The organism is Mesorhizobium sp. WSM4311 (genome assembly GCF_002295115.1).
In the GTDB taxonomy this organism is placed as follows: Bacteria; Pseudomonadota; Alphaproteobacteria; order Rhizobiales; family Rhizobiaceae; genus Mesorhizobium.
Genome location: NZ_NSFV01000002.1, coordinates 316,065 through 336,835 on the forward strand (window position 1 = coordinate 316,065; position 20,771 = coordinate 336,835).

At 62.5% G+C, this 20,771-nt stretch carries 21 protein-coding genes; 5 read left to right on the forward strand and 16 right to left on the reverse strand.

Annotation, left to right across the window (positions count from 1 at the left end; all coding sequences use genetic code 11):
• Positions 1–2 precede the first annotated feature (2 nt).
• The 11 genes from CK226_RS05275 to CK226_RS05325 form a co-directional block, all read right to left on the reverse strand.
• On the reverse strand, positions 3–1,256 hold the full coding sequence (locus CK226_RS05275; RefSeq protein WP_095791251.1) for a sarcosine oxidase subunit beta family protein: 1,254 nt from the start codon (positions 1,254–1,256) through the stop codon (positions 3–5).
• 36 nt (positions 1,257–1,292) lie between these two features.
• Positions 1,293–2,600 carry a type III glutamate--ammonia ligase gene (gene glnT, locus CK226_RS05280; RefSeq protein ID WP_095791252.1) on the reverse strand — a complete coding sequence of 436 codons (1,308 nt, stop codon included), beginning with the start codon at positions 2,598–2,600 and terminating at the stop codon, positions 1,293–1,295.
• A gap of 33 nt (positions 2,601–2,633) precedes the next feature.
• Complete coding sequence (locus CK226_RS05285; RefSeq protein ID WP_010914750.1) at positions 2,634–3,962, reverse strand: glutamate synthase-related protein; 1,329 nt, start codon at positions 3,960–3,962, stop codon at positions 2,634–2,636.
• 6 nt (positions 3,963–3,968) lie between these two features.
• A complete protein-coding gene (locus CK226_RS05290) occupies positions 3,969–4,700 on the reverse strand; it encodes a GXGXG domain-containing protein (protein ID WP_095791253.1) in 732 nt (243 codons plus the stop codon).
• Positions 4,701–4,704: 4 nt separating this feature from the next.
• Positions 4,705–5,601: a glutamine amidotransferase family protein gene (locus CK226_RS05295; protein ID WP_095791254.1), complete on the reverse strand. Its 897-nt coding sequence runs from the start codon at positions 5,599–5,601 to the stop codon at positions 4,705–4,707.
• A gap of 85 nt (positions 5,602–5,686) precedes the next feature.
• The gene (locus tag CK226_RS05300) at positions 5,687–6,016 is read right to left on the reverse strand and encodes a hypothetical protein (protein WP_095786682.1); all 330 of its coding nucleotides are present in this window, start codon (positions 6,014–6,016) and stop codon (positions 5,687–5,689) included.
• Positions 6,013–6,702 (reverse strand): hypothetical protein, encoded by a 690-nt coding sequence (locus tag CK226_RS05305; protein ID WP_179295774.1) that lies wholly within the window; start codon positions 6,700–6,702, stop codon positions 6,013–6,015. The genes CK226_RS05300 and CK226_RS05305 overlap by 4 nt, the downstream gene beginning before the upstream one ends.
• Positions 6,703–6,747: 45 nt before the next feature.
• Positions 6,748–8,145, reverse strand: coding sequence for an amino acid permease (locus CK226_RS05310; protein WP_095791255.1), 1,398 nt, complete (start codon positions 8,143–8,145; stop codon positions 6,748–6,750).
• 13 nt (positions 8,146–8,158) lie between these two features.
• Positions 8,159–8,320 (reverse strand): hypothetical protein, encoded by a 162-nt coding sequence (locus CK226_RS05315; RefSeq protein ID WP_019856863.1) that lies wholly within the window; start codon positions 8,318–8,320, stop codon positions 8,159–8,161.
• A 32-nt stretch (positions 8,321–8,352) separates the two neighbouring features.
• A complete protein-coding gene (locus CK226_RS05320) occupies positions 8,353–8,730 on the reverse strand; it encodes a hypothetical protein (protein WP_095771135.1) in 378 nt (125 codons plus the stop codon).
• 12 nt (positions 8,731–8,742) lie between these two features.
• The gene (locus CK226_RS05325) at positions 8,743–9,030 is read right to left on the reverse strand and encodes a hypothetical protein (protein WP_095771134.1); all 288 of its coding nucleotides are present in this window, start codon (positions 9,028–9,030) and stop codon (positions 8,743–8,745) included.
• Between the two features lie 286 nt (positions 9,031–9,316).
• Here CK226_RS05325 and CK226_RS05330 point away from each other — a divergent pair, with 286 nt between their 5' ends.
• From CK226_RS05330 to CK226_RS05345, 4 genes are read left to right on the forward strand one after another with little or no spacing between them, the layout of a single operon-like run.
• The gene (locus CK226_RS05330) at positions 9,317–10,450 is read left to right on the forward strand and encodes an aminomethyltransferase family protein (protein WP_095771133.1); all 1,134 of its coding nucleotides are present in this window, start codon (positions 9,317–9,319) and stop codon (positions 10,448–10,450) included.
• A 41-nt stretch (positions 10,451–10,491) separates the two neighbouring features.
• Positions 10,492–11,088, forward strand: coding sequence for a dimethylamine monooxygenase subunit DmmA family protein (locus CK226_RS05335; protein WP_095791256.1), 597 nt, complete (start codon positions 10,492–10,494; stop codon positions 11,086–11,088).
• Positions 11,085–12,050 carry a PDR/VanB family oxidoreductase gene (locus tag CK226_RS05340; RefSeq protein WP_095791257.1) on the forward strand — a complete coding sequence of 322 codons (966 nt, stop codon included), beginning with the start codon at positions 11,085–11,087 and terminating at the stop codon, positions 12,048–12,050. Before CK226_RS05335 ends, CK226_RS05340 begins: the two co-directional genes overlap by 4 nt.
• Positions 12,051–12,059: 9 nt before the next feature.
• Positions 12,060–13,100: a DUF3445 domain-containing protein gene (locus CK226_RS05345; protein ID WP_095791258.1), complete on the forward strand. Its 1,041-nt coding sequence runs from the start codon at positions 12,060–12,062 to the stop codon at positions 13,098–13,100.
• Here CK226_RS05345 and CK226_RS05350 read toward each other — a convergent pair.
• Positions 13,097–13,810, reverse strand: a complete 714-nt coding sequence (locus CK226_RS05350; RefSeq protein ID WP_064983208.1) for an XRE family transcriptional regulator — start codon at positions 13,808–13,810, stop codon at positions 13,097–13,099. The two genes, CK226_RS05345 and CK226_RS05350, sit on opposite strands and share 4 nt — an antisense overlap.
• A 262-nt stretch (positions 13,811–14,072) precedes the next feature.
• On the opposite strand from CK226_RS05350, the gene CK226_RS05355 reads away from it, so the two are divergent.
• Positions 14,073–15,431 carry an NAD(P)/FAD-dependent oxidoreductase gene (locus CK226_RS05355; protein WP_095786678.1) on the forward strand — a complete coding sequence of 453 codons (1,359 nt, stop codon included), beginning with the start codon at positions 14,073–14,075 and terminating at the stop codon, positions 15,429–15,431.
• Positions 15,432–15,449: 18 nt separating this feature from the next.
• Here the strand turns inward: CK226_RS05355 and CK226_RS05360 are convergent, their stop codons facing one another.
• From CK226_RS05360 to CK226_RS05375, 4 genes are all read right to left on the reverse strand, one after another.
• Entirely contained in the window at positions 15,450–17,429 is a 1,980-nt protein-coding gene (locus CK226_RS05360; protein WP_095791259.1) for an ABC transporter permease subunit, read from the reverse strand.
• Complete coding sequence (locus CK226_RS05365) at positions 17,426–18,499, reverse strand: glycine betaine/L-proline ABC transporter ATP-binding protein (protein ID WP_095791442.1); 1,074 nt, start codon at positions 18,497–18,499, stop codon at positions 17,426–17,428. Before CK226_RS05365 ends, CK226_RS05360 begins: the two co-directional genes overlap by 4 nt.
• Positions 18,500–18,576: 77 nt before the next feature.
• Entirely contained in the window at positions 18,577–19,551 is a 975-nt protein-coding gene (locus tag CK226_RS05370) for an ABC transporter substrate-binding protein (protein ID WP_095791260.1), read from the reverse strand.
• 420 nt (positions 19,552–19,971) lie between these two features.
• The gene (locus CK226_RS05375) at positions 19,972–20,736 is read right to left on the reverse strand and encodes an SDR family oxidoreductase (RefSeq protein WP_095791261.1); all 765 of its coding nucleotides are present in this window, start codon (positions 20,734–20,736) and stop codon (positions 19,972–19,974) included.
• Between the last annotated feature and the right edge of the window lie 35 nt (positions 20,737–20,771).

The following is a 20,771-nucleotide window of genomic DNA, read 5'->3' on the forward strand; positions in this document are numbered from 1 at the left end:
CCTCAGTGCAGGTTCGGTTGGGCGCCCTGGCCCTTTTCGTCGATCATGGCGCCAGTCCGGAACCGGTCGAGGCGGAACCGTACAGCTTCCTCATGCGGCGTGTCGCGGGCCAGCAGATGGGCGAAGACGAAGCCTGAGCCTGGCGTCGCCTTGAAGCCGCCATAGCACCAGCCCGCGTTGAGATAGAGGCCGTCGACCGGCGTCTTGTCGATGATCGGCGAGCCGTCCATCGACATGTCCATGATGCCGCCCCACTGGCGCAGAAGCCGCACGCGGCCGATCATCGGCATCAGCGCCATGCCGCCCTCGCAGACATCCTCCATCACAGGCAGATTGCCGCGCTGGGCGTAGGAATTGTAGCCGTCAATGTCGCCGCCGAAGACAAGGCCGCCCTTGTCCGACTGGCTGACATAGAAATGGCCGGCGCCGAAGGTCATGACATTGGGGATCAACGGCTTGATCGCCTCGGAGACGAAGGCCTGCAGCACATGGCTTTCGATCGGCAGGCGCAGGCCCGCCATTTCAGCGACGCGCGACGAGGAGCCGGCGACCGCCATGCCGACCTTGCCGGCGCCGATCCTGCCGCGCGAGGTTTCGACACCGGTCACCTTGCCGTTGGCGTCCCTGACAAAGCCGGTCACCTCGCAATTCTGGATGATGTCGACGCCGAGCCCGCTCGCCGCATGGGCGTAGCCCCAGACCACGGCATCGTGCCGCGCCGTACCGCCGCGCCGCTGCAGCAATCCGCCTTGCACGGGAAAGCGCGCATTGTCGAAGTTCAGGAACGGCATCATCTTCTTGACCGCAGCGAGGTCGAGCAGTTCGGCGTCGATGCCGTTGATGCGCATGGTGTTGCCGCGCCGCGCATAGGCGTCGCGCTGCGCGTCGGAATGGTAGAGGTTGATGACGCCGCGCTGGCTGACCATCGCATTGTAGTTGAGGTCCTGCTCCATCCGCTCCCACAGCTTCATCGACAATTCGTAGAAGCCGGTGTTGCCGGGCAGGCCGTAATTGGAGCGGATGATGGTGGTGTTGCGGCCGGCATTGCCCGAACCGATCCAGCCTTTTTCCAGGACAGCGACGTTCTTGATGCCGTATTCGCTGGCGAGGAACCAGGCGGTGGCCAGGCCATGGCCGCCACCGCCGATGATCACCACGTCGTAGCGATCCTTCGGCGTGGCGTCGCGCCAGGTGCGCTGCCAGTTCTTGTGGCCGGAAAGGGCGGCACGGGCGAGCGAGAAGATCGAGTATTTCATACGTTCATTCCGAGGTCGCTCGCACCGGCAGGACGGCTATATGTCCAGCGTGTGGTCGCGCTCCCATTGCGTGAAGTGCGAAGCATAAGAATTCCATTCCTGGTGCTTCAGCTTTAGGTATGCCGACGAGAATTCCTCACCCAGCGCCGCCTTGAGTGATTTGTCCTTGTCGAACTCGCGCAACGCATCGAGCAGGTTCAGCGGCAGTTTCGGCGCGCCCTTGACCGTGTGGCCGTGCTGGTACATGTCGATGTCGTAGCGCTTGCCGGGATCGGCCTTCGAGCGGATGCCGTCGAGGCCGGCGGCAATGATCACAGCCTGCAAGAGATAGGGGTTTGCGGCACCGTCGGGCAGGCGCAGTTCGAAGCGGCCGGGGCCGGGCACGCGCACCATGTGGGTGCGGTTGTTGCCGGTCCAGGTCACCGTGTTCGGCGCCCAGGTCGCGCCCGAAATCGTGCGCGGGGCGTTGATGCGCTTGTAGGAATTGACCGTCGGGTTGGTGATCGCGGCAAGCGCGGAGGCATGCTTCATGATGCCGCCGAGGAAGTTCTTGCCCTTGGCCGACAGCCCAAGCTCCATCGAATTGTCGGCGAAGACATTGGTCTTGCCCGCCTTGTCCCACACCGAGATGTGGGCATGGCAGCCATTGCCGGTCAGGCCCTGGAAGGGTTTCGGCATGAAGGTGGCCCGCAGGCCGTGCTTCTCGGCCACCGACCTGACCATGAACTTGAAGAAGGAGTGCTTGTCGGCGGTGGCGAGCACGTCGTCGAAGGCCCAGTTCATCTCGAACTGGCCGTTCGCGTCCTCATGGTCGTTCTGGTAGGGCCCCCAGCCGAGCGCCAGCATGTGATCGCAGATCTCCGCGATGACGTCGTAGCGGCGCATCACCGCCTGCTGGTCGTAGCAGGGCTTTGAGGCCGTGTCGTATTGGTCAGAGATGACGCCGCCGTCCGGCGAGATCAGGAAGAACTCGGCCTCGACGCCGGTCTTGACATGCATGCCGTCGCCGGCGGCCTCCGCGATCAGCCGCCTCAACGTATTGCGCGGCGTCTGGTCGACCTCCTTGTCGTCCATGACGCAATTGGCGGCGACCCAGGCCACCTCCTTTTTCCACGGCAACTGGATGACCGAGTCTGGATCCGGCACCGCCAGCATGTCGGGATGCGCCGGCGTCAGGTCCAGCCAGGTGGCGAAACCGGCAAAGCCGGCGCCATCCTTCTGCATGTCTGATATCGCCTGCGCCGGCACCAGCTTGGCGCGCTGGCCACCGAACAGGTCGGTGTAGGAAATCATGAAATATTTGACGCCGTTCTTTTTGGCGAAAGCGGCGAGATCGTTCCCCATTATAATTCCTCGCTTATGTCTTTGGATGCTGTCTTAGAAGCCGTTCTTCCCCGGTATCCAGTTGGTGCCGGCCAGCGGCACGCCGGCCATGGCGGCTGCCTCGATCGTCAGCGCGACGAGGTCCTCGGGTTCGAGATTGTGCAGGCTGTTCTTGCCGCAGGCGCGGGCGATCGTCTGAGCTTCCAGCGTCATCACCTTCAAATAGTTCGCCAGCCGGCGCCCGGCGGCGACCGGATCGACCCGCTTCATCAGCTCCGGGTCCTGCGTGGTGATGCCGGCCGGATCGCGCCCCTCGTGCCAGTCGTCATAGGCGCCGGCCGTGGTGCCGAGCTCGTTATATTCCGCCTCCCAGCGGGGATCATTGTCGCCGAGCGCGACGAGCGCCGCCGTTCCGATGGAGACCGCGTCGACGCCGAGCGCCAGCGCCTTGGCGACATCGGCGCCATTGCGGATGCCGCCCGAGACGATCAGCTGCACCTTGCGGTGCATGCCGAGATCCTGCAATGCCTGCACTGCCGGCCGGATGCAGGCGAGCGTCGGCTGGCCGACATTCTCGATGAACACTTCCTGCGTGGCGGCCGTGCCGCCCTGCATGCCATCGACGACGACGACATCGGCGCCGGCCTTCACAGCAAGCGCGGTATCGTAATAGGGGCGGGCGCCGCCGACCTTGACGTAGATCGGCTTTTCCCAGTCGGTGATCTCGCGCAGCTCGAGGATCTTGATCTCGAGATCGTCCGGGCCGGTCCAGTCGGGATGGCGCGAGGCGGAGCGCTGGTCGATGCCTTTCGGCAGGGTGCGCATCTCCGCGACGCGGTCGGAAATCTTCTGGCCAAGCAGCATGCCGCCGCCACCCGGCTTGGCGCCCTGGCCGACGACGACTTCGATGGCATCGGCACGGCGCAGGTCGCGCAAATTCATGCCGTAGCGCGACGGCAGATATTGATAGACCAGTTGCTTGGAATGGCCGCGCTCTTCCTCGGTCATGCCGCCATCGCCCGTCGTGGTCGACGTGCCCGACAGCGTCGCGCCACGGCCGAGCGCCTCCTTGGCCGGACCGGAGAGCGAACCGAAGCTCATGCCGGCAATGGTGATCGGAATCTTCAATTCGATCGGCTTCTTGGCATGGCGCGAGCCGAGCACGACGCTGGTGTCGCAGCGCTCGCGATAGCCTTCGAGCGGATAGCGCGAGATCGAGGCGCCGAGGAACAAAAGGTCATCGAAATGCGGCAGCTTGCGCTTGGCGCCGGCGCCCCGGATGTCATAGATGCCGGTCGCCGCGGCGCGGCGGATTTCGGAAAGCGTGTAGTCGTCGAAGGTCGCGGATTTGCGCGGCGTCGTCGGCGGGTTGCGATAGGTCATGCTGCCTCAATACGCGTCGGCGTTGTCGATATTGAAATTGTAGAGGGTGCGCGCCGAGCCGTAGCGCTTGAACTCCGATGGCTTGACGCCGGTGACGCCGGCGCGGTCGAGCAGGCCCTGCAGCAGTTCCAGATGCTCGGGCCGCATCTCCTTGGCGATGCAGTCGGCGCCGAGGCTGTCGACCTTGCCGCGCACGAACAGCCGCGCCTCGTAGATGGAATCGCCCAGCGCATCGCCGGCATCGCCGAGCACCACCAGATTGCCGGACTGCGCCATGAAGGCCGACATGTGACCGATATTGCCGTGCACGACGATGTCGATGCCTTTCATCGAGATGCCGCAGCGCGACGAGGCATTGCCTTCGATGACCAGCAGGCCGCCCTTGCCGGTGGCGCCGGCATATTGGCTGGCATCGCCTTTCACGATGATCGAGCCTGACATCATATTCTCGCCGACGCCGGGACCGGCCGAGCCGTGCACGGTGATGGTGCTGCCGGAATTCATGCCGCCGCAATAGTAGCCGACACTGCCGCGCACATCGATGGTCACGGGCTGGTCGACGCCGACGGCGACCGAATGACTGCCCTTCGGGTGCAGCACTTCCCACGCCGTTTCGTTCGAGCCGGGCGTCAGATTGTGCAGCGCCTGGTTGAGCTCGCGCAGCGACGACACATCGAGATCGAAGATCCGCGAGGCGTGGTCGTGGGTCGCCGCCTTTGAAAGTTTGGTTGCCGTCATGAACTCAATGCTCCCAGAAATAGACGGTTGCGGGTTCCGGTTCCCAGACCCTCGCATTGTCTATGCCGGGCAGTTTGGTCAGCGCGCGATATTCCGAGCCGAAGGCGACATACTGGTCGGTTTCGGCCATGACGGCGGGCTTGCAGGCGATCGGGTCGCGCACCACGCCAAAACCGTTCTTGGTGCCGACGACGAAGGTGAAGAAGCCGTCGAGATCCGAGAGCGTGCCTTCCAGGGCTTCGCCGAGGTTCTTGCCATGCGCCATCTGGGACGAGAGATAGGCGGCGGCGACCTCGGTATCGTTCTCGGTCTCGAATTTCATGCCTTCGCGGATCAGCTCACGGCGGACATTGTTGTGGTTCGACAGCGAGCCATTGTGCACCAGGCACTGGTCGGCGCCGGTCGAGAAGGGATGAGCGCCCATCGTCGTCACCGCCGATTCCGTTGCCATGCGGGTGTGCCCGATGCCATGCGTGCCGGCCATCTTGCGGACGTCGAAGCGATCGACCACCGCTTCCGGCAGGCCGACTTCCTTGTAGATCTCGACGACGTCGCCGGCGCCCATGATGCGGATGTCGGGGCGAAGTGCCTGGATGGTCTCGCGCGCTTCGTCGATCTTGGCCGGCGTCGTCCGCACGACGGCGTGCGTCGACTTGACCGCAATGCTCACCGGCGCACCGATGGCCTTGGCAAGCTCGGTATCGAGGTCGCGAAAATCGCGCGCGGGCTTCGCCGACTGGATGGTGATCTTGGCTTCATTCCTGGAAGGCGCGCCATAGATGGCAATGCCTGCGCTGTCGGGCCCGCGATCGCTGAGCGATACCAGCATCTCCGACAGCATCGCGCCGAGCTTCGGCTCCAGCGACTTGTCTTTCAAAAACAGTCCGACAATTCCACACATGTCAGCCTCCCGGCATTTGTAGCTAGAAGATGATGTATCGAATGAGTCCCGCAAATTCAATCATATGAAAAAAATTTTCCTCTAGTTACGTATGGGGCGTAATGCCGCCATGCGAGTTATCGCTGCCCTGCGTGGCATTGTGAACCCACGTGGCATGGCGGATACGGGCGAGCTTGTAGGCGTCCAGGATGGATAGCGCATAGATCAGGAAGCCGCCGGCGTGACGGCCGATGAAGCTAGCGTCGGGCAGCGCGATCTTGGCGGTCACCCATGCCAGGATAACCATGAAGAAAAGGAACTGCAGCCCGCGCACCGGAACGCCCAGAATGACATGGCCGCTCGCCGGCAGCACGATTGACGCGCCGAGGACGAGATAAGGGCTCACCGGCGCCGGCTGCGTGTTCGAACCGGTCATGCGGCTTGCCGTTCGCTTCGGTTGATGGCGTCGCGCAGCGCCGAGAGCGAGGTGAGCAGCCGGTCGATCAGCGCTGGATCGATCTGTGCCTCACCGAACGCGGCCTGCCGGAAAACGCCGTAGCGCGCCCGTTCGGCCTCGGCCAGCAGCCACACGATGCGCACCCCGTTTGGCGTGATCAGCAGCTCCTTGGCGCGCCCTTCCGAAAAGGGTTCCAGATGTTCGGCGATGATGCCCTGCGGGAACCGCGTGCCGCGGCGGTCGGTCCGCAGCACCGCCTCGGGGGGAAATCCCGGAGCCTTGGGCAGCGTATGCTGGAGATGGTCGAAATTGGAGAAGGTCGTCGGCGAGCCCGGCCGCATCATCATGTCGAAGGTCGCTGGGACGGCGACCTTTTCGGTGATCGAAACGCTGAGCCAACGCGCCGGCAGTTTTCGTGTCGCCAGCGTGTCGACGATGGTACGCAACTGAACGCGTTGGCCGTTCCACGACCCTTCCCAGGTGACGACACCGGCGGTGCCGTCCGAAACATCAGCGGCGTCGGCGACAATGGTGCGTATGCCGGCCTCCTCGGCGGCGAGCGCCGCCAAGGCCCTGTTGCGGCTGCGCCGTGCCAGCCACGCAAGATGGAGAGCGAGAACCAGGACAATGGCCCCGGCGAACAGTGCTGATGTCACGTCGGACATTTTGTCATGTCCGGCCCGCCAAGGATCGGGGCGGGCCGTCTCCCATCAATAGCCCTGCGGTTTCGGCCACGGCATGGTGAACTGGTCGCCGCGCCGTACGAATTTGTAACGGTAGAAATGGAACCACAGCGAGATCAGGAAATAGAAGATGGTCATCGCGATCAGCTGTGAGCCGAACCCGAGGAAGATGGCGAAGAAGGTCACCACGCAAAGGCAGAACAACACGATCGCCGGCAGCGGATGGAAGGGATGCGTGTAGCCGCGGCGGATCGTGCCGAGCGGCCACTTCTTGCGGAACATCATGATGTTGATGCTCATGAAGGTGTATTGCAGCACGCCCGACAGGATCGAGAACGTGATCGCCTGGTTGAGGTCGGCAATGAAGGCGAAGGCGAGCCCGATCGGCAGCAGGAACAGGATCGAGCGGTAGGGCGTGCGATATTTCGGGTGCACGGCCGAGAACCAGCTCGGCAGATAACGGTCGCGGCCGAGCGAGAACCATGCGCGCGCCGCATCGTTGATGCAGCCATTGGCGGAAGCCAGCGCAGCCAGCAGCGTCGCGATGAACAAGAGGTTTTCCAGCAGCGGACTGCCGGTGAGCTTGCCGGCGTCCCACAGCGGATAATAGGTGATGCCGAGATATTCCCAAGGCATCAGCGAGGCGCAGACATACCAGGTCATGGCGGCGGCGATCAAAAGCGTGATCATGCCGGCCATCGTGCCGTAGGGCAGCGAGCGGGCCGGCGAACGCACTTCCTCGGCCGCCTGCGTGGTGCCTTCGATGCCGAGATAATACCAGATGCCAAACTGGAAGGCGGCGATGACGCCGATCCAGCCATAGGGCAGCGCATTGCCCGGCGTCACCAGCTCGTTGAGCTTCAGCACCGCGCCTTGCGTCCACGGGCTGACCGAGAAGAACAGGATGACGATCGAGATATAGGCAATTGCGGTGATGACGAAGTTGACGTTGAGCGTCATCAGCACGCCGCGATAGTTGAGCCAGGCCAGCACGACGATGGTGGCGGCGATGAATGAATTGTGGGTGAGCCCTTCGACGCCGGCCTTGGCGACGATGGTGTCGCCGAGCAGGATGGCGTCGGAGACCTCCAGCATCGTGTACGCGAAGACCAGGAACAGCGCGACGTTGAAGGCCATCAGCGGCCCGACAATATGCTTGGCCTGCGCATACTGGCCGCCGGCAGCCGCCACCGTCGACGTCACTTCGGAATCGATCATGGCGACCGAGGTATAGAGCAGCCCGACGATCCAGCAGACGATCAGCGCGGCGAGCGCGCCGCCCTTGTCGGCCGAAAAATTCCAGCCGGTGAATTCACCGACCAGAACGATGCCGACGCCGAGTGCCCAGACATGGGCCGGGCCGAGCACCCGCAGCAGTGAAACCCTGTCGCCGTGAATTGCCGGTTCAAGTACGGTCGTCGTCATTGTTCGTCCCCACTCAAATCCGGTGTTTCTCGGAAACGGCTTCAAGCTCGCCTTCGCGTGACGAGGTCAGAACGTCTTCGGAATAGGTCGTGTCGACCTTGAACCAGTCGTAGAGCATCCACAGGGCGAGCACGATCGAGATGCCCCAGCATGCGTAAGAGAGTGAAATCCACATGGTGCGTCCCCGATTGCTTGCCTTCGGAACTCTTACTTGTCGTTGAATTTTTCGTTGATGACGTCGCGATATTCGCGGTCGGAGGCTCGGAACAGGAAGACGAAATAACCGATCAGCACCGCCGCCATGATGATCAGCGTCGGCCAGTCGATGACATAGTGGAAGCGATTCTGGATGATGTCATGCGCAGTCTCGGGTGTGTAGCCGAGCTTCTCCCAGATGGCTGCCATGGTCGGGTTCTGGCCAAGCGCTTCCCAGGTCTTGGCATCGAGCGCGTCGATGGATTTGGCGGCTCCGGCAAGGCCGAGCTTCAGCGGCAGCCACAACGCCACGAAGATGGCGACAACCACGACGACGATATCGAAAACCTGGCCGGCCTTGCTCTGCTCCGGCGGCGTATAGCGGGACATTTCTTGTACCCCTCAGGACTGGCGGTTGCGGGATGCGTCGGCGTTCTTGATGTCGAGGCCGTAGATGAAGTCCTTGTCTTCCTTGTAGTGTTTGACCATCGCCAGGATCGCGGCCGTGTTGAAGATCAGCACGGCGGCGGCGGCAATCGCGACGACGGCCTTGATGCCGGCGTGCGGGATGTACGGCCATGTCATGAACAGGACGAAGAGGATCGTCGCCCACAGGCAGACGATCAGCAACGCGGATCCGCGCAAATCGGAACGGTACAGCGCCTCGATGCGCTGCTGCAGGTCTGACATCGGTTTGTCCCCTTTTTTCGACGCCCGGTTCCGAATCCACCTTGCGTCGCTCTCTTTCAAGAGAGTGAAATTTTTTTCATAAATTCAGGCCGTTTACCGCAATTGTCAAGACGAATTTACGCTGAGTTAACTGTTTGCTTGGGGCGGTCAATTTTGCCTGACAATGAAATTATTTGCTTTCAGGGGATTGCGGCTCTCCCGCGTTTGCGGTCAATATTCGCTCCAAAGCTCCGGCCACCGCGCCAAGGAGCGGGGAACAGTGGATTTTTGAACGGAGGACGAGCGGATGACGGCATCCTGGAGATTTTCGACCCTGGCGGATCGCCATCGCGCGCTGGGTTCGAAGCTCGAAGACTGGAGCGGCATGGGCACCGCCTGGACCTACGACAAGGATGCCGACGAGGAGTACATCGCCATCCGCACCAAGGCCGGGCTGATGGATGTGTCGGGCCTGAAGAAGGTGCACATCACAGGGCCGCACGCCTCGCATCTCATCGATCTCGCGACCACCCGCGACGTGGAAAAGATCTACCCCGGCAAATCGGCCTATGCCTGCATGCTGAACGAGGCGGGAAAATTCACCGACGACTGCATCCTCTACCGCACCGGCCCGAACAGCTGGATGGTCGTGCATGGCTCGGGCACCGGCCATGAGGAATTGCAGCGCGCCGCGATGGGCCGCGATGTCTCGCTACGCTTCGACGACAATCTGCACGATCTGTCGCTGCAGGGACCGACCGCGGTCGACTATCTGGCCAAGCATGTGCCGGGGATTCGCGACCTGAACTATTTCCATCACATGCAGACGCAGCTGTTCGGCTTGCCCGTCATGATCTCGCGCACCGGCTACACCGGCGAGCGCGGCTACGAGATCTTCTGCCGTGGCCAGGATGCTGGCACGATCTGGGACAGGATCCTCGAAGAGGGCAAGAGCGCCGGCATCATTCCGTGCCGTTTCACCACGCTCGACATGCTGCGGGTCGAAAGTTATCTGCTGTTCTATCCCTACGACAATTCGCAAAAATATCCGTTCGAGAATGAAGGCCCCGGCGATACGCTGTGGGAACTCGGCCTCGACTTTACCGTCAGTCCCGGCAAGACCGGCTTTCGCGGAGCCGAGGAACACTACCGTTTGAAGGGCAAGGAGCGCTTCAAGATTTTTGGCGTGCTGCTCGACGGCAAGGAGCCGGCCGACGAAGGCGCGCCGGTCTATCGCGACGGCAAGAAGGTCGGCGTGGTGACCTGCGCCATGTATTCGCCGCTGGTCAAGAAATCGATGGGCATCGCCCGCCTCGACGTCGACTGCGCGGTCAAGGACACCAAGCTCGAAATCCGCAACAAGAGCGGGTCGATCAAGGCGACGGCGCAGCCATTGCCGTTCGACGATCCCAAGAAGACCAAGCGCACGGCGAAAGGCTGAGGCATAATCAACAGCGAGGGGTTCGAGGCACGAAGATTTAAATGGCAGCAAAAAGCATCATCAGCCGGCCGGTCTACGGAACGCTCTCTCCGCAGCCCGGCAAACACCATCTTTTCATCGCCGATGCCGAAGGTGCGCTCGCTATTTCAGACATGGCCGCAAAAGCGCCTGCCGGGTTTTTCGATGGCGCCGAAATCGACTTTATCCCGGGGCCGGACAACAAACACGTCGCCGCCCTCGAAGCGCTGAGGCCGGCGCAGTTTCATCAGGCGCCATCCTTCGCCAGCCTGCTGCCGAGGCTGAAGCAGACGCTGGGCAATGCCCATATGGGCTTGCGCCTCTACCTCGCCGGCACCGAGGGACTGATCGGCCAGGCCATGCAGGTGGCGCTCGAAGCCGGCATCGACCACACCTCCATGCAGACGGAGCATCGTGGCTCGCTGGCCAGGCGCATGCAGTGCGTTCACTGCAAGGGCATCACCGAGAACGTCACGACACAGCCATCGACCTGTTCGCATTGCGGCTTGCTGCTTCTGGTGCGCGATCACTATTCGCGGCGCCTCGCCGCTTTCCAGGGCGTCTGCATCAATGCCGAGGATCGCTCGGAGATTCCTCCAATGGAGGAGGCCTTCCCATGAGCACCGGCACCACAAAACTCGATGTCGTCGTCAGCGACGTCGTTCCGGTCAACGAACTGGTCACCCGCTTCCATTTCCGCAGGCGCGACGGCGAGCTGTTGCCGACCTTTTCCGGCGGCGCCCATGTCGTGGTCGAGATGCGCGACGGCGACCGCACCCGGCTCAATCCCTATTCGCTGATGGGTTCGCCGCTCGACACGCGCGAATACACGATCTCGGTGCGCCGCGACGATGTCGGGCGTGGCGGCTCGCTGTTCATGCACCGGTCCGTCAAGCCGGGCCTGGAGATGGTGATCAGCTATCCCGTCAATCTGTTCTCGCTCGACTTGCGTGCCAAGAAACACCTGATGCTGGCCGGCGGCATCGGCATCACGCCCTTCATGGCGCAGACAGCGCAACTGGCGGGCGAGGGCGGCAATTTCGAACTGCACTACACCTGCCGGACCGCCTCTCTGGGTACCTATGCCGACGTACTGCGAGAGCGCTACGACAGGCGCATCCGGCTCTACCATGACGACCGCGACGAGCGCATCGATCTCGACCGGCTGCTGTCGACGCAGCCGCTCGGCACGCATCTCTATGTCTGCGGCCCGGCCGGCATGATCAACTGGGTGCGCGACCGCGCGGCCGCCTTGGGCTGGCCGTCCGAGGCCGTGCATTTCGAGCATTTCGCCGCGCCCCAGCCCGGCCTGCCTTTCGATGTGACGCTGGCAATCAGCGGCAAGACCATCCGCGTCGATGAACAGCAGAGCCTGCTGGAAGCCATCGAGGCGGCCGGGGTCGACCCGCCCTATCTCTGCCGCGGCGGCGTCTGTGGCCAGTGCGAAACCAATGTCATCTCTTACGATGGCAAGTTCATCCACAACGACCACTGGCTGAGCGAGGAAGACCACCGCTCGGGCTGCAAGATCATGCCGTGCGTGTCGCGCTTCGAGGGCCGGTCGCTGGTGCTGGAAAGATAGGAGGCGAGCTTGGGCATCACCTTTCGCAAGGAAACCTTCCGCGACGACTTCACCTTCAGGAACAGCCCGGAGCACATCAGGCGGTTCCCGTTCCCGTTCCATGAAGACGCCTACATGTATGCGGTCAACATCGAGCCGCATGTCGTCGGGCCGAGGGGCAGCGTGCTGGAGAATCTGATCGATGTCGACGAGCACTACGTCGCCGAGATGCAGGACCGCGCTTTGGTGCTGGCCGAGGATCCGCTGCGCTGCCAGTCGCTGCCGCATATGACGCTGGCCGGCTGGGATCTGCTCGAACTGCTGATGGAACAGCAGGCGCTGGGCTATCCCGAGCATTTCACGCTGACGCGGGACGGCGACCGCTGGCGCTGGATCAACCGGCCGCTCGGCATCGACGACACCTTCACCTTCGGCGACACCTCGACCCTGCCTTATGGTCCGATGGAATACATCACCCGCCAGAGCCAGGGCGATTTCTGCATCCTCGACCAGCGCGACGGCAATCTGTGGATGGATGCCGGCATGGTCACCACCCAGGCCGACTGGTCGCTCGATTTCGACATCGGCATGAATTTTTTCGAGTGGCACGCACCGGTGCCGCTGGCGCATGAGAAGGGCATTTTCACCAGGGCGCTGAAATTCCTCACCAACATCCAGCAGGGTAAGCCGGCGCGGCGCCTCAACTGGACGATGACCATCAATCCGCGCCTCGATACCAGCCCGGAAAATTACCACAAATGGGGTCCGGACCGGACAACCGTGACGCCCGAAAATGTCGGCGACAAGGTGCATCTGCGCGTCGAGCTGCAAAGCTTCTGGCGGCTGCCGCGCTCCAACGGCATCGTCTTCCCGATCCGCTGCTACCTGATCAAGATGGACGAACTCGTGACGCAGCCGAAATGGGCGCGACGCCTGCACCGCGTCATCCGCGACCTGCCCGAGGAACTCGCCACCTACAAGGGCCTCACGCGCTATCGGCCGACGCTGGTCGAATGGCTGTCGAAGCTGGACGACGGGAGCGCGACCAGCCCGGGCTTTGGGCCTGATTAGCCCGCGCTGTTCTGCGGATAGCAGATGATCGACAAATACCGCATTGGCAGTTTCGTCAGTTGCTCCGGCCCGTGCGGCGCGTCGGCATCGAAGAACAGGCTGTCGCCGGGCTTCATCGGGTAGAGGTTGCTGCCGTGCCGGTAAACGACTTCGCCCTCCAGCATATAGAGGAACTCCATGCCCTCATGCTGGAAAGTCGGGAACACGTCCGAATCTTCGGTCAGGGTGATCAGGTAGGGTTCGACGACGACGCCGCTGGTGTTCGACCCGATATGGCCGAGCAGATTGTATTGATGGCCGGCGCGCGTGCCGCGGCGCTCGACATCCAGCCCTTCGCCGGCCTTGACGAAGACGGCGCTGCGCTCCTCCTCGAAGCGGCGGAAGAAGGCGGTGACCGGAACGCCGAGCGCCCGCGACAGCGCCTGCAGCGTGGTCAGCGACGGCGAGGTGATGCCGTTCTCGATCTTCGACAGCATACCCAGTGAAATGTCGGTCGCGACGGCGAGATCGGCGACGGTGATGCCGAGCTTCTTGCGGAACGCCCGCACCTCGCGGCCGATGGCCACCTCCAGCACCTTCTCGCGTGTGTCGCGGATGGCGTGCGGGTTCTGCGTCAGTGGTGCGCGGATGGTCTTGCCGTCCGCCGAGACCTTTGGCTGGGGCTTCGGCTTGGCGCCGGCAAGCCCGGCCTTGGAACTGTCTTTCGCCATGTCGCCCCCGGACTTCGCGGATTTATTTCACTCAAGGTGAACATGTCAGGTGGCGATACAGCAGCGCGGCTGTGTCGGCAAGCTGTCTTAAGTCCATCGGACGATCCCATGGATTCTGTCCGCGAAGGTTTTTTCGCCAGGAATCCTTTGCGGGCAAACGCCGTTCCCGCAGATGTCTGTTGACAGCACCGAAGGGCCAATTAGTGTCACTGTCAGTGAAATTTGTTTCGCTGGGGAAATCAAAAATGAGGAGGCCCTGGAAATGAAAACTCGTGTTGCCGTCATCGGCGCCGGACCGTCCGGCCTGGCACAGCTCAGGGCCTTCAAGTCGGCTGAAGACAAGGGCGCCGACATCCCCGAAATCGTCTGCTTCGAAAAGCAGTCGGACTGGGGTGGCCTGTGGAACTACACCTGGCGCACCGGCCTCGACGAGCATGGCGATCCCGTGCATGGCTCGATGTACCGCTACCTCTGGTCGAACGGCCCGAAGGAATGCCTGGAATTCGCCGACTACACTTTCGAGGAGCATTTCGGCCGGCCGATCGGCTCTTATCCGCCGCGCGCAGTGCTGTGGGATTACATCAAGGGCCGCGTCGAAAAATCGGGCCTGCGCAAATGGGTGCGCTTCAACAGCCCGGTGCGCATGGTGACCTTCTCGGACGAAACCAAGAAATTCACCGTCACCGCGCATGACCGCGCCAACGACGTCACCTATTCCGAAGAGTTCGACAACGTCGTCGTCGCCTCAGGGCATTTCTCGGTGCCCAACGTTCCCTATTTCGAGGGTTTCGCCACCTTCAACGGCCGCATCCTGCACAGCCATGATTTCCGCGACGCCATGGAATTCAAGGGCAAGGATATCCTGATCATTGGCCGCTCCTATTCGGCCGAGGACATCGGCTCGCAATGCTACAAATACGGCGCCAAGTCGATCACCTCCAGCTACCGTTCGAAGCCGATGGGCTTCAGATGGCCGGAGAATTGGAAGGAAGTGCCGCTCCTGCAGAAGGTCGTTGGCAAGACCGCGTACTTCAAGGACGGCACGTCAAAGGATGTCGACGCCATCATCCTGTGCACCGGCTATCTCCATTCCTTCCCCTTCCTCACCGACGACCTCAAGCTCAAGACCGCCAACCGCATGTGGCCGCTGGATCTCTATGAAGGCGTGGTGTGGGAAAAGAATCCGAAGCTGTTCTATATCGGCATGCAGGACCAGTTCTACACCTTCAACATGTTCGACGCGCAGGCCTGGTTCGCCCGCGATGTCATCATGGGCCGCATCAAATTGCCGTCGGCCGAGGCGATGGCAGCGCACGGCGCGAAGTGGCGGGCGCGCGAGGAAACGCTGGAAGACGCCGAGCAGATGATCTGGTTCCAGGGCGACTACACCAAGGAACTGATGGACCAGACCGACTATCCCGGCTTCGATGTCGAGGCGGTCAACCAGACCTTCATGGAGTGGGAACACCACAAGGCGGAAGACATTATGGGCTTCCGCGACCATGCCTACCGCTCGCTGATGACCGGCACCATGGCGCCGTTGCATCACACGCCCTGGCTGCAGGCGCTGGACGATTCCATGGAGAGCTATCTCGAGGTGAAGGGCGTCGCGGCGGAGTAGCCGCGACGCATCTTCTGCCTATCCCAGCCTTGCCCGCGCCTTCGCCGTCCAGGCGTTGAACAGCCGGTCGGCGACGATGCCGATGAAGGCGATGGCCAGGCCCGCGACGATGCCGCGGCCGGAATCGGCCTTGGACAGCGCGATGAACACCTCCTGGCCGAGATCGCGCGTGCCGACCATGGCGCAGATGATGATCATCGCCAGCGCCATCAGGATGGTCTGGTTGACGCCGAGCATGATCTCCGGCAGCGCCAGCGGCAATTGCACGCGAAAGAAGGTCTGGCGCGGCGTGCAGCCCGACACCTTGGCCGCCTCGATCAGAGCCGGCGGCACCTGTCTTATCCCGTGATTGGTGTAGCGGATCGCCGGCACCACGGCGAAGGCTATTGTTGCAATCATGGCGGTCACGTCGCCGACGCGGAACAGCATCACCACCGGGATGATGAAGCAGAAGGACGGCAGTACCTGCAGTGTGTCGATGATGGGCGTGACGATCTTCTCGAAGCGGTCGCTGCGCGCTGCCATCAGCCCGATCGGGATGCCGATCAGGCAGGCGATGAAGGCCGAGATGCCGCAGAGATAGACCGTCGCCATGGTCTTTTCCCACAGCCCGGTGATCGCGCAGAAACCTGTCAGCGCGGCGACCAGGGCGGCCAGCCGCAGGCCGCTAAGCTGATAGCCGGCAAGGCCGAGCAGGAACACCGCGCCTAGCCACGGAAAGCCTTCGCAGAAGGCGCGCACCGGGTTGAGCACGTTGAGGATCAGCGCAACGCGAAAGGCTTCGATCGCATCGAAGAAATTGATCGTCACCCAGTTCACCGCCGCCTTCCACAGCGGCGCGGTGGTGAAGGTGATCGCCTTCGGCACCGCCGCGAAGGCCGGCACGAACAGGCCGAGCAGCGTGGTGACGGCAAGGATGGCGATGGCCAGCGACAGATTGGGATGGCGCCGCCAGAAGCTCGGGCTCACCGCCTGATGAACATGGCCCTTCGCCTGCTTATGCGCGATGGCCTGGCTCAGCCGGTCAAGCGCGATCGCCAGCGCCACAATGGCGAGACCAGCCTCCATCGCCTCGCCAACCTTCAGCGCCCGCAGCGCCAGAAGCACGTCGTAGCCGAGGCCGCCGGCGCCGATCATCGAGGCGATGATGACCATGTTGAGCGCCAGCATGATCACCTGGTTGACGCCGACCATCAGCGTCGGCCGCGCCGAGGGCAACAGCACCCGCCACAGTTTCTGCCGCGCCGTGCAGCCGGCCATGTCGCTGAATTCGCCGATCTCCAGCGGCACGCGGGTGAGGCCGAGCATCGTCGCCCGCACCATCGGCGGCGTGGCGAAGATGGCGGTGGCGATCATCGCCGACACCGGACTGTTGCCGAACAGGAGCAGCATCGGGATGAGATAGGCGAAGGTCGGGATCGTCTGCATCAGGTCGAGGGCAGGGGAGAGGATAAGCCTCTCCGCCCAAGGCTTGCGCCAGGCCCAGATGCCGGCGAACAGGCCGGTGACGATGCAGAACGGCACGGCGATGGAGATCAGCGCCAGCGTCAGCATGGCGCTGGTCCATTGGCCGAACAGCGCGATGTAGAGGAAACAGCCGCCGACCAGCAGGCTGAGTTTCCGGCCGCCCACGGCATGCCCGGCGAGGAAGGCGACAGCGCAGACGCCAACCCAGGACAGGCGCGGCAGGACATAGGCATCCGCGCCGTGGCCGATTTTGAAGTTCTTCGCCAAGAGATTGAGCGCGAAATCGAGCGGCACGCCGAGGACCGCGGTGATCGAGCGGGTCAACCATGACAGGTTCGACTTGATCCAGCCCATCAGCGCGCTGACCCAGTCGGCGACGGGCACGACGGCGTTGGCCGGATAGTCGACAGCCCAAGGGACGCTGTCCTGCAACAGGAACACCAACAGCACGGCGGCAAGGGCCGCCGCCCAGACCAGCAGCCAGCGCTGAAGCGGCGGCCTCGGCTCGCTGGCGCTTGCCGTCACCGTCATGCGTCGGCTCTTGCGTGCTCGATGCCGGCCAGCAGGTCGATGACCGCTTGCGGCGTCACTTCGCCGATCGGCTTGCCGGTGCCGTTGACCACGGCGAACGGCTTGCCGGCTGAAACGATGCTTGCCGAGAAACTGGCGATCTTGGCATCCGGCGAAACCGTGCCACCATGCTCCGAACCATCGCAGGCACGCATCAGGCTGTACGCGGAAATCACCTTGGCGCGGTCGACGTCGCGGGTGAATTCTGCGACATAGTCGGTCGCCGGATTGACCACCAGCTCCTCCGGCGTGCCGATCTGGATGACCTCGCCATCCTTCATGATGGCGATACGATCGGCCAGCCGGATGGCCTCGTCGAAATCATGGGTGATGAAGACGATGGTCTTGTGCAGCATGGTCTGCAGCCGCATCAGCTCGTCCTGCATTTCGCGGCGGATCAGCGGATCGAGGGCGGAGAACGGCTCGTCGAGGAACCAGATCTCCGGTTTGGTCGCCAGGCTGCGGGCGATGCCGACGCGCTGCTGCTGGCCGCCGGACAATTCGCGTGGGTAGAAATGCTCGCGGCCGCGCAAGCCGACCAGATCGATGACCTCGCGGGCGCGCGCCTCGCGCGTTGCCCGGTCCTGCCCCTGGATGCTGAGCGGAAAGGCGATGTTGTCCAGCACATTGAGATGCGGCAGCAGCGCGAAATTCTGGAACACCATGCCCATGCGGTGGCGGCGCAATTCGATGAGCGCCGCATCGGAAATCTTGAGCAGGTCCTTGCCCTCGAATTCAATCTTGCCATGGCTCGGCTCGACCAGTCGCGACATGCAGCGCACCAATGTCGATTTGCCGGAGCCCGACAGCCCCATGATGATGAAGATCTCGCCCTGGCGGATTTCGAGATCGACCGCGCGCACGGCGCCGACCAGTCCGGCAGCAGTGACATCGGCCATGCTGGCCTTGCCGTCGCGCTCGCGGATGAAGCTGGCTGCGTTCACTCCGAACAGCTTCCACACATTGCGGCAGGCAAGCTTTACCGGGCGATCGTTGGTGCCTGGTTGTGTCGATCCCTGTTCAGTCGTCATCCAATCATCCTTCTGGAACATCAAGACCTGAGACCCGGCCGATCAACGGCCAGGCCCCATTTTTCCAGTCGGAACGATCACTGCGCCCAGGCTTTCCAGTCTGCCTCATGCGCGGCGATCCAGGCGGCGGCGACATCTTCCGGCGTCTTGCCGCCGAGATCGATATCGCCGCTCATCTTGTTGAGCTCGTCGGTGTCGATCGTGAAGGCCTTGGCCACCTTATAGGCGACCGGCCATTTGTCCTTCATGCCGGACCAGGAGTATTTCCAGATCTCGCCGTGCGGCTTGCCGCAATCATATTTGGCGTCGGGGTTCACGCCCCACTTCGGATCATTATAGCATTCGGGCGTGTATTCCGGGAATTGCACCCACTCGCCCTTGTACTTGGCCGGCGCCCAATGCGGCGAATAGATCCACAGCATGATCGGCGCCTTGCGCTGATAGGCGGAATCGAGTTCGGCGAACATTGCCGCATCGGTGCCGGCGTGGATCACGGTGAAGGGCAGTTTCAGCGCCGCGACACGCTCGTCGTCAAAGCCTTCCCAGGTCACCGGGCCGCCGAGATAGCGCCCTTTCGGTGCGGTCTCCGCCGTCGAGAACGACGCCGCGCATGTCGGGTCGAGCAAGGCATGCCAGTCCGGCAGTGTCGGGCATTTCTCCTTCATATATTCGGGAAACCACCACTCTTCCTTGGCCTTGGGTCCAAGCTTGCCGAGGCGCTCCGTCTGGCCAGTCGCATCGGAGGCCTTCATCGCCTCGCCGGCAGTCGTGTCCCAGAATTCCAGACCGACATCGAGGTCGCCATTGGTGAGGCCTGTGGTCAGGCTGGAGAGATAGTCGGCGGTCGGGTATTCAACGGTATAGCCGAGCTTTTCCAGGATGCCGCCGAGGATCTTGGCGTTGAGATTGACGCTGGTCCAGTCGAACAGCGCGATCTTTATCGGGTCATTGGATTCCGGTGCGGCGGCCCGGGCGGAAGGTGTGAGCAGGCTTAACGTTGCGAGCGCGACGGCGCCAATCGATAGTTTTGAAACTCGACTGCGAAATGACATGCTTGTTCTCCTTCAAGCTGTGACGGTTATCGGTCGTTCCCTTCTTGCGGCTTTTCTTGATTGTGTTGGAAAGGCGGTTCGCTGCGCAAGGCCGTCGGCGCCAAAATTGTCGCCCTGGCTTGGCCAGCGCAGGCAAGATGGTGCTCAATTCTCGTGATGATGGAATATGGCGTCCGCGTCATGGCTGCCGACGGACCGCTGGTGGAGCGACCATCCGCGGATCAATTGCCAGTCTTGCGGCGCCCTGCAAGGTGCAAGCCATCAAGGTCCCATGATCTCGGCTGTCGGCATGGCAAGCCCCATCTCGCCAAGCCCTTTCATGGGATGAAATTATATATACCAACGTTCATCTTACGCAACGACTAACGCTTCGCAGATGCACAAATTGAGACTGCAGGCGAAGTTCGGCGAGATGCGGCCCTACCAGCAGACGTAGCCGCCATCGACGATCAGGTCGAGGCCGGTGACGAAGCTCGACGCGCGGCTGGCCAGGAACACCGTCGGCCCGACCATTTCCTCAGGCGCTGCCATGCGTCCCATCGGCGTGTCGCGCTTGAAGATCTTGATCTCCTCCGCCACTTCCGGCCGCTTGTTCATCGGTGTCAGCGTATAGCCGGGGCTGATGACATTGACGCGCAAGCCCCGGTCCGCCCATTCCATTGCAAGGCTCTTCGACATGTGGATGACGGCGGCTTTCGACGAATTGTAGTGCGCCTGCGTCAATCCCCGATTGACGATGGTGCCGGACATCGAGGCGATGTTGATGATCGAGCCTTTGCGGCGCGCCAGCATCTTGCGGGCTTCGGCCTGGCAGGACAGGAAAACGCCGGCGACGTTGACCTCGTGCACCTTCTGCCACTTATCGAGCGACAAGGTCTCGGCCGGTTCCGAACCGGCGATGCCGGCATTGTTGACGGCAACGGTCAATGCACCGAGTTCGACCTCGACGCGATCGATTGCCGCCGCCAGATCGCTCTCCGAAGTGACCGTGCCGGTCAGCACCAAAGCCTTGCGCCCGAGTGCCGTGATTTGGTGCGCGGTTTCTTCCAGCCCGCCTTTCGATGCATGACCGAAACACGCGACGTTGGCTCCTGCCTCGGCCAATCCAATTGCGATTGCCTGGCCAATGCCGCTGCCGGCACCGGTAACCAGCGCGACATCGCCGTCCAGCTTGAAAAGATCCATCGATAGCCCTCCCGTTTCAGGGAAGGTATGCGCTG

Coding starts and splice junctions, on each gene's coding strand:
- CK226_RS05275 (WP_095791251.1), bottom strand. CDS start 1,256: ATGAAATACTCGATCTTCTCGCTCGCCCGTGCCGCCCTTTCCGGCCAC.
- glnT (WP_095791252.1), bottom strand. CDS start 2,600: ATGGGGAACGATCTCGCCGCTTTCGCCAAAAAGAACGGCGTCAAATAT.
- CK226_RS05285 (WP_010914750.1), bottom strand. CDS start 3,962: ATGACCTATCGCAACCCGCCGACGACGCCGCGCAAATCCGCGACCTTC.
- CK226_RS05290 (WP_095791253.1), bottom strand. CDS start 4,700: ATGACGGCAACCAAACTTTCAAAGGCGGCGACCCACGACCACGCCTCG.
- CK226_RS05295 (WP_095791254.1), bottom strand. CDS start 5,601: ATGTGTGGAATTGTCGGACTGTTTTTGAAAGACAAGTCGCTGGAGCCG.
- CK226_RS05300 (WP_095786682.1), bottom strand. CDS start 6,016: ATGACCGGTTCGAACACGCAGCCGGCGCCGGTGAGCCCTTATCTCGTC.
- CK226_RS05305 (WP_179295774.1), bottom strand. CDS start 6,702: ATGTCCGACGTGACATCAGCACTGTTCGCCGGGGCCATTGTCCTGGTT.
- CK226_RS05310 (WP_095791255.1), bottom strand. CDS start 8,145: ATGACGACGACCGTACTTGAACCGGCAATTCACGGCGACAGGGTTTCA.
- CK226_RS05315 (WP_019856863.1), bottom strand. CDS start 8,320: ATGTGGATTTCACTCTCTTACGCATGCTGGGGCATCTCGATCGTGCTC.
- CK226_RS05320 (WP_095771135.1), bottom strand. CDS start 8,730: ATGTCCCGCTATACGCCGCCGGAGCAGAGCAAGGCCGGCCAGGTTTTC.
- CK226_RS05325 (WP_095771134.1), bottom strand. CDS start 9,030: ATGTCAGACCTGCAGCAGCGCATCGAGGCGCTGTACCGTTCCGATTTG.
- CK226_RS05330 (WP_095771133.1), top strand. CDS start 9,317: ATGACGGCATCCTGGAGATTTTCGACCCTGGCGGATCGCCATCGCGCG.
- CK226_RS05335 (WP_095791256.1), top strand. CDS start 10,492: ATGGCAGCAAAAAGCATCATCAGCCGGCCGGTCTACGGAACGCTCTCT.
- CK226_RS05340 (WP_095791257.1), top strand. CDS start 11,085: ATGAGCACCGGCACCACAAAACTCGATGTCGTCGTCAGCGACGTCGTT.
- CK226_RS05350 (WP_064983208.1), bottom strand. CDS start 13,810: ATGGCGAAAGACAGTTCCAAGGCCGGGCTTGCCGGCGCCAAGCCGAAG.
- CK226_RS05355 (WP_095786678.1), top strand. CDS start 14,073: ATGAAAACTCGTGTTGCCGTCATCGGCGCCGGACCGTCCGGCCTGGCA.
- CK226_RS05360 (WP_095791259.1), bottom strand. CDS start 17,429: ATGACGGTGACGGCAAGCGCCAGCGAGCCGAGGCCGCCGCTTCAGCGC.
- CK226_RS05365 (WP_095791442.1), bottom strand. CDS start 18,499: ATGACGACTGAACAGGGATCGACACAACCAGGCACCAACGATCGCCCG.
- CK226_RS05370 (WP_095791260.1), bottom strand. CDS start 19,551: ATGTCATTTCGCAGTCGAGTTTCAAAACTATCGATTGGCGCCGTCGCG.
- CK226_RS05375 (WP_095791261.1), bottom strand. CDS start 20,736: ATGGATCTTTTCAAGCTGGACGGCGATGTCGCGCTGGTTACCGGTGCC.